Below are 15204 nucleotides of genomic sequence, written 5' to 3' on the forward strand. Positions count from 1 at the left end.
AGGGAAGTAAGCAGCCTAACGGCAACCAGCGGGTAGGGGTTCCGACGGGGTAGGCGCGGACGAGTAGGTAGGCTCAAAAATCGGCTGTACTTTGCAACCCCGGCTGCCTTTTGGGGTCGGGTGTACTCCTGCTTTTCTACTTATTATTTTTTGTTCATGCTGCCTACCCGTTTCCGCACACTGGTGGCCGCCGGGGCGCTGTCATTGCTGACGGCCGCCACGGCTGCTGCCGCTTCGCCTACCCTGCGCTACACCCTCTCGATGCCCGCTCCACAAACGCACTATTTCGAGGTGGAAATGAGCTTGGGAGGATTCAATAAGCCCTACACCGACGTGAAAATGCCCGTGTGGGCACCCGGCTCCTACCTGGTGCGGGAGTTTGAGAAAAACGTGGAGGGCATGGTAGCAACGGCCGGCGGGCAGGCGCTGCAAGTCGATAAGGTGGATAAAAACACTTGGCGCGTGTATCACCCGAAATCCAAGGACTTCACCGTTAAATATAAGGTGTACGCCTATGAACTGAGCGTGCGCACCAGCTTCCTGGACGCTTCGCACGGCTACCTCAACGGCACCAGCGTGTTTATGTATCCGGCCGAGGGAAAAGCGCTGGAGAGTATCCTTACGGTGCAGCCCGCCACTGGCTGGAGCCAGGTGAGCACCAGTCTAAAGCCGGTGAGCGGCAGCGCGCCCTTCACCTTCCGCTCCACCAACTACGACGAGCTGGCCGACTCGCCCATTGAAATCGGTAACCAGAAAATCCTGCAATTCACTGCCAACGGCACGCCCCACACGGTAGCCATGTATGGCGAAGCCCGTTACGACGAGCAGCAATTGTTGGCCGATATGAAGAAGGTGTGTGAGGAAGCGCACCGCGTGGTGGGCCAGAATCCGCTGGACCGCTACGTGTTCATTGTGCATAACCTGGAGCGCGGCAGCGGTGGTCTGGAGCACCTGTTCTCGACTACCCTGGAAGTGTCGCGCACCACCTACAACACACCCGGTGGCTACAAGGGCTTCCTGGGGCTGGTGGCGCACGAGTATTTCCACCTCTGGAACGTGAAGCGCATCCGGCCCATCGCACTCGGGCCGTTCGACTACGATAAGGAAAACTACACGCACATGCTGTGGGTGAGCGAGGGGGGCACGGAGTATTTCTCCAACCTGATTACCCAGCGCGCCGGCTTCGTGAAGCCCGAAAACTACCTGGCCGACCTCAGCAACGTGATTACCCGCGTAGAAAATACGCCTGGCAACAAAGTGCAGTCAGCCGCCGAGTCGAGCTTCGACAGCTGGATCAAGCAGTACCGGCCCAACGAAAACTCCTACAACACCAGCATCAGCTATTACGATAAGGGCGAGGTGATTGGTGCTGTGCTGGATCTGATGGTGATTAACGCCACCAAGGGCGAGAAAAGCCTCGACGACGTGATGCGCTACCTCTACTCGGAGTACTACACCAAGAAAAAGCGCGGCTTCACCGACGAAGAATACCAAGCGGCCGTGGCCAAAATAGCCGGCCAACGCTTCGACGACTTCTTCCGTCGCTACGTGTACGGTACCGAAACCCTACCCTACAACACGGCCCTGGGCTACGCGGGCCTGCGCCTCACCAACACGCCTACTACCTCCGATGGTGTGCTAGGCGCCGTGGTCAGTACCCGCAGCGGCGCGCCTACCGTCACGACGGTCGTGCGCGACGGTAGCGCTTGGCAAGGCGGCCTGAACGTGAACGACGAAATCCTGGCCCTCGACGGCGGCCGCATCACCACCGACCCCAACACGGCCCTCACTGGCCGGCCGGCCGGTACCACCGTCAAATTCCTGGTAAACCGCGACGGCCAGATCAAGGAAGTGAGCTTCCCGCTGCTGGCCGGCACCACCCAGCGCTACCGCGTGGAGCAGGTAGAAAACCCCACCGAAGCGCAGTTGAAAGTGCTGCGCAAGTGGCTGCCGGTAGGGCAGTAGGTTACAGACAGTAGGAGAAGTAAACAATAATCTTTTTGTACGATTTCGTCCTATTATATCTCCCTAACCCAACGTCCTTTAACTGCAAACGGCCCCGCTGAAAGATTCAGCGGGGCCGTTGCATTATGACAAAATGCAAGCTCAGGTTTTCTGGTACACCCCAAACAGAATGTCGCTGGGATGATGAGTCAGGAAAACGTCTTCTGCCGCAAACAACGTAGCCAATAACTGGTGCGTCTGTGGCGTGTTAGCAAGAAAGTGATGGGCAATGTCCTTGAGCACGAGGGCAAGCAAATTGCCGCCTACTTCAGTTTCCTCCAGCAGCGTAAAGCGTTGCTTTACTGCTCCTCTGATCTGTTCACTCTCCACAGCTTCCGAAGGGTCCGAAACCAGCATCCGGAGCAGGCCGGGGCCGCTGATGCGCGTTTTCAGACGCTGGCTGCGGTAGCGCCGCCGATACGAGGCTGGTAGGGTCGCCAACAACTCGTTGGCAGCGAATAGCTGCGCAGCGCTCCATTGCAAGCGGTTGGGGCCTACATAATCATAAAGGACCACTAGGCCGCCGGGGCGCAGGGCGTGCCACACATTGTCCAGCACGTCGTCCACATGTTGGAAGTGATGGAGGGCTGAGTGGAACAGCACCACGTCGTAGGTGTTTTGCGGCCAGTGCTGGCGGTTGATATCGCGCACCACGAAGTGCATGTTATGCAGCCCTTCGCGTTGAGCTTGAATTTTAGCTTGGTCCAGTAGGGCACGAGCAATGTCTACGCACTCTACTTGGCTAAATGTGGCGTGGCGGGCAAAAGCCAGTTCGTGGCTGCAACTGCCGCTTCCCAGCGAGCACAGCGACAGGCCCGTGCGGTTTCGCAGATACTTTGCTACCACGTAGGGCTCGTAGGGGAAGGTAGGGTCGCCCGTGATTCTCTGATTCCAGCGCGCCCGCACAGCAGGCACAATCCACCAGTTAGCCGTTTGCAGCGTCGGGTCGTCGAACGTGCGCTGGGTGCGGGCTAAGGCACTAGGGTTCAGCTTTGAGAAAAGATAACTTGCCCCCCGTTGCTGCACTTTCGCTAGCAGCTCTGAAAAATCGTCGCGGGTTAGTAAAGGCATAGCAACAGGTAGGCGAGCCGTACTTATTGAATTCGCTTGAGGGCTACGTCACGAACGGGCGCAATCACCAGCGGTACTTTTTCCACCTTCACCGAACTGGTATCGAGGCCGAAATACTTGTCTTCCGACGCAATGAATTGCTTGATGTAGAAATACGCCTGCATCACCAGCTTTTCCACGGTAGGGAAGTCGTTTTCGACAGACAGGTATTTCTCCAACACCACAAAGCGGAAGTCGCCCGTCACGTGCTGCTTGCTCAGCGACTCGTAGCGCGAGGTGATGTCCACTTCCTTGTTGCGCACTAGGTCCTCAATCACCTTGCGGAAGTAGAGGTTGATGCGCTGCTCTACCCGAAAGCCCAGTCGGAACGTGATGCGGAAGGCATCGTTGGGCGCTAGTTCCACCACTTTATATTCCATGGTATACGGCTCGTCGGTGGTATCTACGTGCACAAACCAGTAGATATCAGCACGCTTGGGACGCTTCTGGAAGATGGAGTAGATGATCTTCGACTCAATTTCGGAAGCCCGCTCGGCCGAGGTCATAAACACCAGGTGGGTGGAATATTTGGGGATGGAATCATCGTGGCTCAGGTTCTTGAGCGCTTCCATATAGGGGTCAATCTTGACGAACTCCGTGAGGCGCTTCTTGATGTAGAAGGCCCGCAGCCACACATACATCACGCCCACCAGCGCGGCCCCAATGGCCAGCGACACCCAGCCCCCGTGCGGGAACTTGATGAGGTTGGCCACTAGAAATGACCCCTCGATGCTGCCGTAGAGCAGCACAAACAGCACGACAGCGGCTATGGGTACCCGCTTGCTGCGCAGCCACATGGTGAGCAGCAGCGTCGTCATCAGCATGGTGAGGGTGATAGCCAGACCGTAGGCTGCTTCCATGTGCTCGGAGCGCTGAAAATACAGCACTACCCCAATGCAGCCAAACAGCAATAGCCGATTCATGCTCGGGACAAACAGCTGGCCCTTCACATCGGTAGGGTAGTTGAGCTTCACCTTGGGCCACATATTCAGGCGGATAGCTTCTGCTACCAGGGTAAACGAGCCCGTTATAAGCGCTTGCGAGGCAATAACCGCTGCAATGGTGGCAATGCCGATGCCGATGATCAGGAACCACTCGGGCATGAGAGCATAGAATGGGTTACGACCATCAAGCTGTTCGCCCGCATGGCTTATCAGCCAAGCGCCCTGCCCGAAGTAGTTGAGTAGCAGGCATAGCTTCACGAACATCCAGCTGATGCGGATGTTGCCCTTGCCGCAGTGGCCCAGGTCGGAGTAGAGCGCCTCAGCCCCCGTGGTGCATAGGAACACGGCACCCAGTAGCCAGAAACCGCCGGGGTAGTTCACCAGCAAGTCGTAGGCATAGTAGGGGTTGGCAGCCTTCAGAATTTCTGGATGCTGCACAATGCCTAAGATGCCCAGGGTAGCCAACATGCTGAACCACAAAAACATAATTGGCCCAAAAGCCTTGCCCACAATCTGCGTTCCGAAGCTCTGCAACAAGAACAACAGCAGCAAAATACCGATAACGATAGGAACCGTAGGGATAGTGGGGTAGATAGCCTCCAACCCCTCTACCGCCGACGACACCGAAATGGGCGGCGTAATTACGCCGTCGGCCAGCAAGGCCGCGCCGCCTACAATGGCCGGGATGGTAAGCCAGCCCGCCCGGCGCCGCACCAATGCATAGAGCGAGAAAATGCCGCCTTCACCGTTGTTATCGGCGTTCAGTGTCAGCAATACATATTTGATGGTGGTTTGCAGCGTCAGCGTCCAGAGTACGCACGAGATGCCGCCGTACACCAGAATTGGGTCGATGGTGCCCGGCACAATTGCCTTCATCACATAGAGTGGCGAGGTTCCAATATCACCGTAGATAATGCCCAGGGCGATAAGCAAACCTGCCGTAGAAATGGCGGTGTGCTGGTGTTTAGAGTCCATAAAAAATAGGAGGGAAAACGGTGGTATTAACCAGTGAAACGGACGCGTCAAAGGTAAAGCAAAACCACTGGATGCGCGGTTAAAGCAAGGACGGGTTAAAACGAATCGGTAGGTGGAGTTTCCGGGGCAGCGTCGGGCGGGGTGAGGGCAGCTAGCAGCTGCGCGGCATGGGCCGCGGCAGCATCATGCTGGGCCCGAATGCGGCGGTTTAGCTCACGGAGTAGGGGCTGCCAAGTGGCCGGGTCGCCGGGTAGGGAAAAGTGCGCGGCTTCGCGGCCGGCCCGGTGCAGGCGCAGCCGGTTGGTGCCGCGGTTTCCGTAAATCAGTAGCAGAGCGCCTACTGTCAGACCTAGCGCGGTAGGTAGGGTGCGCAGCCAGTTTTGCAGGAAAGCCAGCAGCACCCCCGCCAGCACCAGCGCGCCCAGCATATACCACAGCAACCACCGAACAGGCGTCAATTCGGCGGCTTCCAGCTCCAGCAGGCTGTAGCGCTGGTCGTGCACGCGCAGAGTTGTGGCCGTTAGCTCCAGGCGGTTGTCCTCGCTACGCAGGGTAGGCAAGTCGACGGGAGGAGGGGGAGGAGTAGAAAAGTCCGTAGGAGAAGGCAGGAAAAACGTTTCCCCGACAGCCGCCGGGTCGGAAGACGCAGCGGGTGCCGGGGAAACAGCTAGTCAGTTATTCACTTTCAGCAATTCCACGTCGAAGACGAGCGTGGAATCGGGGCCGATGTCGCGGCCGGCGCCACGCTTGCCGTAGGCCAGGTCCGAAGGGATGTAGAGGCGCCACTTCGAGCCTTCGGGCATCAGTTGCAGGGCTTCTGTCCAGCCGGCAATTACCTGGTTCACACCAAAGGTAGCGGGCTGACCGCGCTGGTAGCTGCTGTCGAACACGTTGCCGTTGATGAGCGTGCCGTGGTAGTGTGTGGTTACCGACGAGCTAGGGGTAGGCTTGGGGCCATTGCCCTCAGTCAGTACTTCGTATTGCAGGCCGCTGGGCAGGGTAGTCACACCCGGCTTGTTTTTGTTTTCGGCAAGGAAGGCTTCGCCTTCGGCTTTGTTGTTATTCATGGCGTTGGGGTCTTGGGTGTCATCTTCTTCGGCGCCGCCCAGTTGCTCCTGGAGCTGCCGCATGGCGGCCTCAATTTGCTCGTTGGAGAGGGCGCTGGGCTTGCCGCCCAGGGCATCCTTCATACTTTGAGCCAGCACATCTACGTTTAGGTCGAGGCCTTGCTGCGAGAAGTTGCGGGCCATGTCGCGGCCGATAATGTAGCTGATTTGCTCCTTGAGCGAAGTCAATTCCATGTGGTAAGGGTTAGAAACGATTAGGTGTATGCCGCTCTTATACGGTTATGGGCGCGAAAGTGCAGAAAAAAAGCAGGCTCCAGTTCGCGGAGCCCGTAGAATGAAGTGCGTATGTAGCGGAAAAGCCTACAAAAATGCTCTGCCGGACAAGCAGGGTAGGGCAAACGTGCAAAGTAATAAGCTGCCCTACAGCAGAGTGAACTACGCAGCTAGGCGTTGCGAGCCTCCGGCATTTTACCCGCCACGAAGTTTAGACCGAAATACAGCTTTTCTTTAAGCAGCGCGTTGCGGCGCCATATGCGGTCCTCCCGCTGGACCAGTTCCGGCGTGTTGTTTTGCTTGAACATAAACGGCGGAAACAGCCGAATGTACTGCACGTCGGCGGGGTAAATGGTGAGCTGCTGCTTGTGCAGCTCGCGCCGCCAGGTAGCAAGCGGACGAATGTTCTCATTGCCCAGCAAAATATTCTTCTTCAACTGCTCATCATAGATTTCGATGATGCGCTTGTTGCCGCGCCGCAGATAAAGCTTCAGATTCTGCACCACGTTGCCCCCGTTTTCTTCTACAATGATGAGGTTGCCAGCTGGTCGGAGCGCCTGATGAAAAATGCGCAGGGCATCCTGCAACGGCTCTAGGTGGTGCAGCGTGTCCTGAATGATGATGTGGTCGTAGGACGCCGGCGGTGGCGGCACATCAAACAGGTTTTCGTAGCTATACGTGAAGCCCGATACGTCGCCAAACTGTGCCCAGTACTGTAGCCGCTCCGGAATACGTGCGAAGTAAAATTCGAGCGTAGTGCCGTGTACCTTGTAGCCATTCAGGGCCAGGAAAATAGCCGTAGTGCCGTAGCCGCAGCCACAATCCCAGATAGCGGCATCGGTAGTAGGCAGGTGGTCCAGAATATACTGGAGCCGTTGCACCACATACGCCTTCCGAAACTCGAAACTGGCGGGATTTTCTAAAAATTTGTAGTAGCTAGTAAGCTTGGAGTTACTCTTTAGTTCTTCTAAAAATAATGCGAAAAACTCTTCCATATGCATATGTCAGGTCCTGCTTGGGAGGAAAGGTTGGCTATCTAATTTGAGGTGAAGATAGAAGCTTAACGGCTAATGCAACCTTCCGCCACTTTTTGAAATGCAGAAAACCCCGCCATAGGCGGGGTTCATGGTAGTAACTAGCCGTATGGAAAAGCAGCCTAGAAATGCAACTCCTCGCCGTCGCGCAGGTCAAAAAACAGGTTCAGGTCCCGCACCTGAGAGGCCAGGAAGCTCAACGACCCCAGGCTGCTCAGCAACAGAAACGACGAAACGGCGACAGTGCTTCTTTTCATAGTGATGGATGGTAGCATGATGATGGTCAGTTGGTTGTGGGTAAAGATACAGCGTATTTATGAGAAATAGTAGGCAAGCATACTTTTACCTTCGTCAGGTCGAACACCGGTGTAGTGCGTGTAGCTGGTTTTACGGGTCTGGTATAAAGTCTTTTAATTGGCGGTATAAAATACTGAACAGTAACTATATAAGTTGTTTGAGCTGTGCCAGTAAGTAGTCTAATACACTTGCTTATTCGTTCGGGGGTGTATTTCCTACCCGATATATTTCAGTAGGTGAAAATAAATTATGACGCATCCTTATGTTTCGATTTTTTCTACTGCTTTTTTCTGTACTTCTTCCAGAGACACTAATGGCGCAGCGCGGCGCCTATATAGCGAATGCGTTACTCACCCCGCTGCACGATCAAAAAGGCCAGCTACAAGTAAGAGCTGGCTGGGGTGGCGGCTATGAGCTAGACGTGTCGTGTTCATTGACCAATCATATTGCCCTGTTCAGTGCAGCCAAGCTCGATTGGAGTGCGCGCAACCACACCACAATCCTGGGTAGTACCTATGTGCAGAGTAATAACAACCACGTGTTGCAAGGCGGCATAGGCTATTTCAAGCAATTCGACCGTCGCTACCTCAATAGGGTAGAGGTGTACACAGGTGCCGGGACCAGCAGCGTCGATAATTCCTGGTACTACACAAGGTTTTCGGATAGCAAGGAGTTTACTCGTGCGCGCTACTGGACGGCCTTCAGCCAGATTAACTTAGGAAAGAGGGGACGGAGCAGCGACCTAGTATTTGGAATGCGGTTGGCCTATTCACACTACCAGGATTTCGCTTATTACGACAATCACCCTAACGTGCGGTATATCCGGTACCGCTATGAACAAGTACGGGTTATCACACTGGAGCCAGCCGTAAGCTATGGCTACCGCTGGAAGGGGTTCAAAGCAGCTGTTCAAGGAGGCGTTGCTCTCCCATTGGCTACTTCAGAAGCGAACCTTGTGGCCATTCATACAACAGACGCAGGCTCTATTGTACGATCAACGAAAGAAGCGCCATCATTAGGAACGCTACTGGGGCAAATCAGCCTACAATATCGTTTCGATTTAAATAAGAAAGATAAGCTGTCAAGCGAAGCGAAGTAAGCCTACCCTGGATGGGTGCCGTCAGGGGTGCTAGTAGTAAAGCGGGCGGAACACGAGCCCGCGCTTGGTATTGTATTCCAAAGCTGGTGCAGGTATGCGCACAATGCTGAGCACGTAGAAGGCTGTGCGCAGCAGGCCACTGCGGGTAGGAATGTTCTGTAGGTTCAGGTCGGGAGAAAGGTAGAACTTGCGGTAGGGCCGGTAGCCCAGCGCCCGGTTCTGGGCCGGGTCGCCTGCCACCATCCCGGCAGCGCCGTAGCCTACTGCCACGTTTAACCACTTCGGGTAGCGCGTGCTAGAGGGTAGAAAGCGGGATATATCCGTCGAGAGCCAGTAGGTTTGGCCATTGTAGTCTTTCAATACCTGTCCGGCGTAGCTGTTGCCCAGGCTTTCAAGGCGGGTAGTGGGGTAGGACGTACTATGAAACGAGAATTTCGGCATCACCCTGATTTCGCCCCAGGCCAACTGCTGCCCCAGCACTCCCGCCGCACCGGCAGCATTAGCTACCATATCGCTGTTGGAAAAGCCGTAGCCTTCGCTCATGCCATCCAGTATTTCGATGGGCGTTTGCAGGGCCAGACCAACTAGGCTGCCAAGCCAGATGGCTTTTTTCTCGGAGGTGCCTGCCCAGCGCAACGCGTCCACGCCCATGCGGCTTTCGTGGAAAGCAGTCCAGAAGTGGCCCGCTTTATCCATCTGCTTCCAGTGGTGGCTGTCGTCGTAGAAGTGAAAGCGGGTGCGAGGATATTCTTTGTACCACGCGTCGCTGAGCAGTTTGAGCGAAACCGCATAGCCCACTACAAAGCCAGTACCCAATACAAGCTGCCGAGTGCGTTTCTGATGGGTAGTCAGCGTATCAGATGGGGTGGCTGTGGGTTGTGCAACAGTCTGGAATATAGTTGCAACATTCAGAAGTATGCTACCAACTACTTTGGAGAAAAAGGAAAGCGCATTAGTTGGCGTCGAAAAATTCAATAAAATCTATTTTAAGTGAAGCAAAAGTCTCTTACATACGGCAATTCGTCCTGCACGGCCATAAGAGGCTTCACATTTATCAAGCTAGATTACACATTGAGCTTTCGAGCGCCCCGCCACCTGCTTTCATCTCAGGCCCAGTGAGGTATAGTGCTCACCGGGCCTACTCTGCATCTACGGCCTCTGCTTATACACTCCTACCTCGCTCAGGGCGACACAAACCGGCGATGCTGTGATGGCCACGCGCAGTTTGGTGGTCGTTACGGGCGCATCCAGCTTCACCAGCTTCTTGGCCCCAATGCTCGTGCCTGTGTAAAGTGGCTTCCAAGCGCCATCCTGCCAAGCTTCAAGGGTGAAACCCTCTACGCGCTGGCCCAGCGGAATGTACTCCTGTAAGCTGATGATATCGAACGTTTTGGGCGCGGTGAAAGCTATTTCCAGGCTGGGCGTGTGCACGTTGTCGGTGGTGGCCCAGTAGGTTTGGCGGTTGCCATCGAGCAGCTTGGCGGGGGCGTAGGTGTTGTGGCGGGTGTTACTGGCTGTGAGGCGGGCGCCCTTCGCTAGGTTGTCAGCGAAGGTATGCTGCACCATATCGCCAAAGGTTTTGAGGGCTGCTACGTCGTCGGCGTGTAGCTGGCCGCGGGTGTCGGGGGCCAGGCCTAGGTCCAGGGCCGCGCCGCGGCCTACGCTTTTCAGGTACAAATCAAACAGCGCTTCGGGCGTTTTGGGCGCCTCGGTGGGGTGGTAGAACCAGCCTTTGCGAAGTGGTACGTCGCACTCGGCAGGCATCCAAAACTCGCCGTTGCGGATACCCATGGGGCTTTGCGGGTAGTTGGCCTGACCCGGCACGGCTACGTTTTTACCCTCGGGCGGGCGGGGCGTGAAGGTAGCCCAGCTGGTTTCGGCCGCGTGGCCTTCCTCGTTGCCTACCCAGCGCACATCCCAGCCAATATCGCTGAAGATATTGGCCATGGGCTGCATCTTGCGGGTGATGCCCCAGGTTTGGTCCCAATTATAATAGGTGGTGTTATCGATGGAGCGCTTCTCGCGGGCACCGCCGTAGTAGCCGTCGCCGCCGTTGGCGCCGTCGTGCCAGCTCATAAACAGCTCCCCGTAGTTGGCGTATAGCTCTTTCAACTGGGCCTGGTATATGGGTAGGTAGGCGGGAGTGCCATAGGCAGCGTTGTTCCGGTCCCAAGGCGAGCAGTATACCCCGAACTTCAGGCCGTGTTTGCGGGCGGCCTGCTCCATCTCCTTCACATAGTCGCCTTTACCACCCCGGAAAGGACTTTTCGAGATATTATAGGCCGTGGTTTTCGTGGGCCACAGCGCAAAACCGTCGTGGTGCTTGGCTACTAGCACAATACCGCGCAAGCCGCCTGCCTTAGCTGCTCGCACAATCTGCTCGGCATCAAAATCGGTGGGGTTGAAAACGCTCGGGTCCGCATCACCATAGCCCCACTCCTTGTTCTCGAAGGTAGTAGGCGTGAAATGCACAATGCCGTATACTTCGGTGGTGTGCCACGCCTGTTGCCTGGCCGAGGGTAGGGCGCCGTAGGGCTTCGGCGGGGTCGCCGGCGCGCTGACACTAGGTCGGCCTGGCAAGTGGTGGGCAGATAAATAGTCGGGGGTTTTGCTGGCTAAGAAACAGGTGGAGCCACAGAGTAGAACGGCGCTGAAGAAGCTTCTCGACATACAGAGAGTTGAAAGGTGCGGGCCTACAAGAAACAAACTTTGCGATTAGGCTATGTCGCTCCGCCGTTTCCTACCCCAGATACGCCATGTCCTCCGCGCTCAGTTGAATAGCGGCAGCAGCCAGATTTTCCCGCAAGTGCGCCAGCGAGGAAGTACCCGGAATCGGCAGAATCCAGGGCGATTTGTGCAGCTGCCAAGCCAGGTTAATTTGGGCAGGCGTGGCGTTGTGGCGGCGGGCTACCTCGCTAATTTTATCGAGTTCTTTGGGTAGGGCGTGCAGCAGCGAGAAAAAAGGAATCAGCGGGATTTCGTGATTTTCACAAAGGTCCAACACTTCCTCCCCGCCGGGGTTGTGGCCGTGCGCGTGCGCTAGGGTCGTGCGCTGGGCGTAGCCGTACATATTCTCTACGGTGGCAATATTGCCTAGCTGCAAGCCGGTTTCTAGCTCCTCGCGGGTTACGTTGCTGAGGCCCACATGCAGAATTTTACCCTCGCGCTGCATTTCAAACATGGCCCCGAGTTGCTCGTCCAGCGGTACCGCGCCGTGGCCCATCAGGCGTAGGTGTACCAGTTGGATCTGCTCCTGACCCAAGGTGCGCAGGTTGTTCTCCATGCTGGTGCGCAGATTTTCGGGCGTGTTGAAGGGCACCCAGCTTTTATCGGGCCGACGGGTAGCGCCTACCTTAGTGCAGATAACCAGGTCGGCGGGGTAGGGGTAGAGGGCTTCGCGGATGAGGCGATTGGTGACGTCCTCGCCGTAATAATCGGCCGTGTCGAGGAAGTTTACGCCGTTTTCTACGGCCGTGCGCAGAATTTGCAGGGCCTCGGAGCGGTTGGCCGGCTCACCCCATACATCGGGACCGGGTAGGCGCATAGTGCCGTAGCCTAAGCGGTTGACGGTAAGTGGTTGGGTGGAGTTAGAGGCGATGGTGATGGTGAAGGGCATGAGGAGGGACGGTTTAGTTGATCAGGAGGATATCAAGCAAACCGCCTTGGCCTGCGTAAGTTCGGAGTAGCTGTATTGGCTAATTCATAAGCCTAATGCCTGCAAACGGTGCGGCCATCACTTCAGAGTTGGATACAGAATATGTTGCTTCATCTATAAATTAGTTTCGAGCGCAGCCGGCTATTGACGGGCGAGTGCGAACCGTACCCGCTCGCGTTTCACAAACAGCCCCGCCGCGGCTGACGCTACAAAATCGCCCGTCGTCAGTACCTCAGAGTATGGCCGAGGCTTGGACCCGATACTTGTCAGGCTAAAGTGCCAGATAGCAGAAGCCCACGACCTGTTAAATAGCCAGCACAGTCCAGCTACAGCCGTTTTGATCAACCATAAAAATAACAGACTTGGCAAAAGGACCGTTGCCACACATCCTTGCCATGGTGTGAGGCCTTCGGGGCTAATAAAGCCCGTAAAGTCGAACTTGGTTAAATCAACTCGGTACTTTTCTCCAAATGCGAGCAGCAGTTCTTCTGTATCTAATCCGGCTACACCCCAATCGTCTTCCACAGCAGTCCGCAGCGTCCACGGCTCGTTTTGCGTGCCAACCATAGTCGCCAAATAGGGTGGTACTTCATGGGCTAGCCGGCGTAAATCGGCAAATCGAACAGCTATTTCCAGGCGTCCCAAAGGCTGGTAATCGATGGGTGAAGCTTGCATTGTTGCAGAGTAAGATTAGTGGGATACGCTGTCGACCAATACAGGTTTTCGGGGCTGTACCTTTAATACCGATGCTCTCTCGGCCCTACTCTGCATCCGCCGTTCCCAGCGCTTGCGCTTAGGCGCAATGCTGCCGCGCAGGTACTTTTCCATCACCAGCACCGCACAGGGCGCCGCCGCTGTGGCCCCAAAACCTGCATTTTCGAGGTACACGGCCACGGCAATCTTAGGATTGTCGGCTGGGGCAAAGCCGACGAAAGCGGCGTGGTCGTCGCCTTCGTCGTTTTGCACGGTGCCGGTTTTGCCGGCTACTGTAATGCCTACGTCGGCCAGGCTGGAGGCTTCGGCCGTGCCGCCACGCTGTAGCACGGCCACCATGCCGGGTAGCAGCGCCGCAAAGTTGGCGCTATCAATCAGGGTATGATGCTTTTCCCGGAAGCGGGGTAGGGGGCCGCTGTTGCCCACGCTGCGCACCAGGTGCGGCGGGTAATACCAGCCGCGGTTAGCCACAATGGCCACCATATTGGCCATTTGCAGGCCCGTCAGGTTGATTTCGCCCTGCCCAATGCTGAGCGAGTAGATAGAGCGGTAGGTCCACTTTTGGGTGCCGCGGCTCTTATCATAGTAGGCGGGGGTAGGGAGGAAGCCAGGTGCCTCGCGTGCTACATCGGCACCCAGCACCGAGTCCAGCCCAAACGACCGGACGTAGCGCCGCCACAAAGCCAGGTTGACGTGGCGGGCCGCCGCCGAATCCTGGGCCAGGCTGTCGGGCACGCGGTTGATGAGCTGCTGCATTGCCTGGTAGAAGTAAGGGTTGCAGCTGTACTTCAGGCCCATGGTCAGGCTGTTGGCTTGGGGGTGATGGTGCACGCAACGCACCAACGATTGGTCGCAGCGAAACCCAGTGGTAGGGAGAATAGCACCCAACTGCAACGCGGCGGCGGCATTCACCAGCTTAAACACTGAGCCGGGCGGGTTGGCCAGCATGGCCGGCCGGTTCAGCAGCGGCATATCGGCATCTTGCAGCAGCTGGGTGCGTACGCCCGCTTGGTCGGGTGCGGTGATGGTGCTGGCCGGGTACACCGGGGCCGACACATAGGCCAGAATTTCGCCGGTGCGTGGGTCCAGGGCCACCAGGTAGCCCTTGCGGCCGCCCAATAGCTTTTCGGCGTAGGCCTGTAACTTCGCGTCGATGGTTAGGTGCAGGTCTTGACCCTGCTGAAAAACGGTATCCTTCGCCCAGGTGCCATGCTGATTGCCCTGTTTATCCACCAGCGGGTGCAGATAGCCCCAATGCCCGGTAAGCAGCCCATTATAATAGGTTTCGACGCCACCATTGCGCAGCCGGTAAAAGCGGCCGCGCTTGGCGCGTTTGGCCTGGCGGTAAAAGGCCTGCGCCTCGGCACCCAGATAGCCCAGTACGGAAGCTCCCGCGCTGGTTGTGTACACACGCTGGCGCCGCTGGGTCAGCACAAGCTTCTGGAGCTTGGTGGCGCTGCTGTCGCGGCGCACGCGCGCGGCTTCCTTGGCCGTGAGGCGGAGTTGAATGGGGTAGCCGGTAGAGGTCAGGCCGTAGGGTAGGGCATCGGCAAGGCGCTGCCGAACGGTCACCGAATCCCAACCCAGCAGCTGACCCAGCGCCAGTGTGTCGAGTAGGCGGCGCGGGAGTTTCAGGAGAAACTGCGGGCGCGTATCCACGAGCACCGAGTCGTACCGATCCAGAATGCGGCCCCGGTGCAGCGAGTCGGACACCACGATGCGCTGCCGGGTGTAGGTAGGGTTTGCGGCCTGGGCCGGGTCGCTGGTTTGCTGGTCCGACGAGGAGCAGGCAGTCAGTCCTACAAACAGCAAGAAGAAGAGTAGTCCTTGAATCGTGAAAACCGTGCGCATGAGAGTAAAGCTAGGCATTTGCGGAGCTTCGGGCCGTGCTTTTCGATGAACCGAGTGTGATCCTATCTATCGTCAGCACGCAAGATGCTTCGACTCCGCTCAGCATGACGTTCAACCTCCCTATTTTCAACTTCCTAAACAGCTTTATCATGAAGAAACTAAGACTATTTATATTCGCAAT

General features: G+C 56.6%; 13 protein-coding genes. 2 read left to right on the forward strand and 11 right to left on the reverse strand.

Going from position 1 to position 15204, the window contains the following annotated elements:
* Window positions 1–156 precede the first annotated feature (156 nt).
* Window positions 157–1965, forward strand: a complete 1809-nt coding sequence (locus KYK14_RS00070) for a M61 family metallopeptidase (protein ID WP_246601614.1) — start codon at window positions 157–159, stop codon at window positions 1963–1965.
* A 141-nt stretch (window positions 1966–2106) separates the two neighbouring features.
* Here KYK14_RS00070 and KYK14_RS00075 read toward each other — a convergent pair whose 3' ends face one another.
* From KYK14_RS00075 to KYK14_RS22270, 6 genes are all read right to left on the reverse strand, one after another.
* Complete coding sequence (locus tag KYK14_RS00075) at window positions 2107–3075, reverse strand: class I SAM-dependent methyltransferase (protein ID WP_219156040.1); 969 nt, start codon at window positions 3073–3075, stop codon at window positions 2107–2109.
* 23 nt (window positions 3076–3098) lie between these two features.
* The gene (locus tag KYK14_RS00080; RefSeq protein ID WP_185283548.1) at window positions 3099–5033 is read right to left on the reverse strand and encodes a KUP/HAK/KT family potassium transporter; all 1935 of its coding nucleotides are present in this window, start codon (window positions 5031–5033) and stop codon (window positions 3099–3101) included.
* A gap of 95 nt (window positions 5034–5128) precedes the next feature.
* Entirely contained in the window at window positions 5129–5593 is a 465-nt protein-coding gene (locus KYK14_RS00085) for a hypothetical protein (RefSeq protein WP_208306280.1), read from the reverse strand.
* Between the two features lie 111 nt (window positions 5594–5704).
* Window positions 5705–6334 (reverse strand): BamJ family beta-barrel-assembly machinery protein, encoded by a 630-nt coding sequence (gene bamJ / locus KYK14_RS00090; protein ID WP_219156042.1) that lies wholly within the window; start codon window positions 6332–6334, stop codon window positions 5705–5707.
* A gap of 209 nt (window positions 6335–6543) precedes the next feature.
* Window positions 6544–7368 carry a class I SAM-dependent methyltransferase gene (locus KYK14_RS00095; protein ID WP_219156044.1) on the reverse strand — a complete coding sequence of 275 codons (825 nt, stop codon included), beginning with the start codon at window positions 7366–7368 and terminating at the stop codon, window positions 6544–6546.
* Window positions 7369–7529: 161 nt separating this feature from the next.
* Window positions 7530–7664, reverse strand: a complete 135-nt coding sequence (locus KYK14_RS22270; protein WP_258049046.1) for a hypothetical protein — start codon at window positions 7662–7664, stop codon at window positions 7530–7532.
* A 302-nt stretch (window positions 7665–7966) separates the two neighbouring features.
* Between KYK14_RS22270 and KYK14_RS00100 the strand changes: the two genes are divergently transcribed.
* Window positions 7967–8803 (forward strand): hypothetical protein, encoded by an 837-nt coding sequence (locus tag KYK14_RS00100; protein WP_219156046.1) that lies wholly within the window; start codon window positions 7967–7969, stop codon window positions 8801–8803.
* A 30-nt stretch (window positions 8804–8833) separates the two neighbouring features.
* Here KYK14_RS00100 and KYK14_RS00105 read toward each other — a convergent pair whose 3' ends face one another.
* The 5 genes from KYK14_RS00105 to KYK14_RS00125 form a co-directional block, all read right to left on the reverse strand.
* A complete protein-coding gene (locus KYK14_RS00105; protein ID WP_246601615.1) occupies window positions 8834–9619 on the reverse strand; it encodes a DUF2279 domain-containing protein in 786 nt (261 codons plus the stop codon).
* A 333-nt stretch (window positions 9620–9952) separates the two neighbouring features.
* Window positions 9953–11473, reverse strand: a complete 1521-nt coding sequence (locus KYK14_RS00110) for an alpha-L-fucosidase (protein ID WP_219156048.1) — start codon at window positions 11471–11473, stop codon at window positions 9953–9955.
* Window positions 11474–11543: 70 nt separating this feature from the next.
* Window positions 11544–12419, reverse strand: a complete 876-nt coding sequence (locus KYK14_RS00115; RefSeq protein WP_219156050.1) for an aldo/keto reductase — start codon at window positions 12417–12419, stop codon at window positions 11544–11546.
* Window positions 12420–12599: 180 nt separating this feature from the next.
* Window positions 12600–13133, reverse strand: coding sequence for a DUF1493 family protein (locus KYK14_RS00120; protein WP_219156052.1), 534 nt, complete (start codon window positions 13131–13133; stop codon window positions 12600–12602).
* 15 nt (window positions 13134–13148) lie between these two features.
* Complete coding sequence (locus tag KYK14_RS00125) at window positions 13149–15023, reverse strand: peptidoglycan D,D-transpeptidase FtsI family protein (protein WP_219156054.1); 1875 nt, start codon at window positions 15021–15023, stop codon at window positions 13149–13151.
* Window positions 15024–15204: the final 181 nt, after the last annotated feature.

It is taken from the genome of Hymenobacter profundi, assembly GCF_019334315.1.
Classification (GTDB): domain Bacteria; phylum Bacteroidota; class Bacteroidia; order Cytophagales; family Hymenobacteraceae; genus Hymenobacter; species Hymenobacter profundi.

Excerpts from the sequence above, each read along its gene's own strand:
- KYK14_RS00070 (WP_246601614.1), top strand. The coding sequence starts at position 157 with ATGCTGCCTACCCGTTTCCGCACACTGGTGGCCGCCGGGGCGCTGTCA.
- KYK14_RS00075 (WP_219156040.1), bottom strand. The coding sequence starts at position 3,075 with ATGCCTTTACTAACCCGCGACGATTTTTCAGAGCTGCTAGCGAAAGTG.
- KYK14_RS00080 (WP_185283548.1), bottom strand. The coding sequence starts at position 5,033 with ATGGACTCTAAACACCAGCACACCGCCATTTCTACGGCAGGTTTGCTT.
- bamJ (WP_219156042.1), bottom strand. The coding sequence starts at position 6,334 with ATGGAATTGACTTCGCTCAAGGAGCAAATCAGCTACATTATCGGCCGC.
- KYK14_RS00095 (WP_219156044.1), bottom strand. The coding sequence starts at position 7,368 with ATGGAAGAGTTTTTCGCATTATTTTTAGAAGAACTAAAGAGTAACTCC.
- KYK14_RS22270 (WP_258049046.1), bottom strand. The coding sequence starts at position 7,664 with ATGAAAAGAAGCACTGTCGCCGTTTCGTCGTTTCTGTTGCTGAGCAGC.
- KYK14_RS00100 (WP_219156046.1), top strand. The coding sequence starts at position 7,967 with ATGTTTCGATTTTTTCTACTGCTTTTTTCTGTACTTCTTCCAGAGACA.
- KYK14_RS00110 (WP_219156048.1), bottom strand. The coding sequence starts at position 11,473 with ATGTCGAGAAGCTTCTTCAGCGCCGTTCTACTCTGTGGCTCCACCTGT.
- KYK14_RS00115 (WP_219156050.1), bottom strand. The coding sequence starts at position 12,419 with ATGCCCTTCACCATCACCATCGCCTCTAACTCCACCCAACCACTTACC.
- KYK14_RS00120 (WP_219156052.1), bottom strand. The coding sequence starts at position 13,133 with ATGCAAGCTTCACCCATCGATTACCAGCCTTTGGGACGCCTGGAAATA.
- KYK14_RS00125 (WP_219156054.1), bottom strand. The coding sequence starts at position 15,023 with ATGCGCACGGTTTTCACGATTCAAGGACTACTCTTCTTCTTGCTGTTT.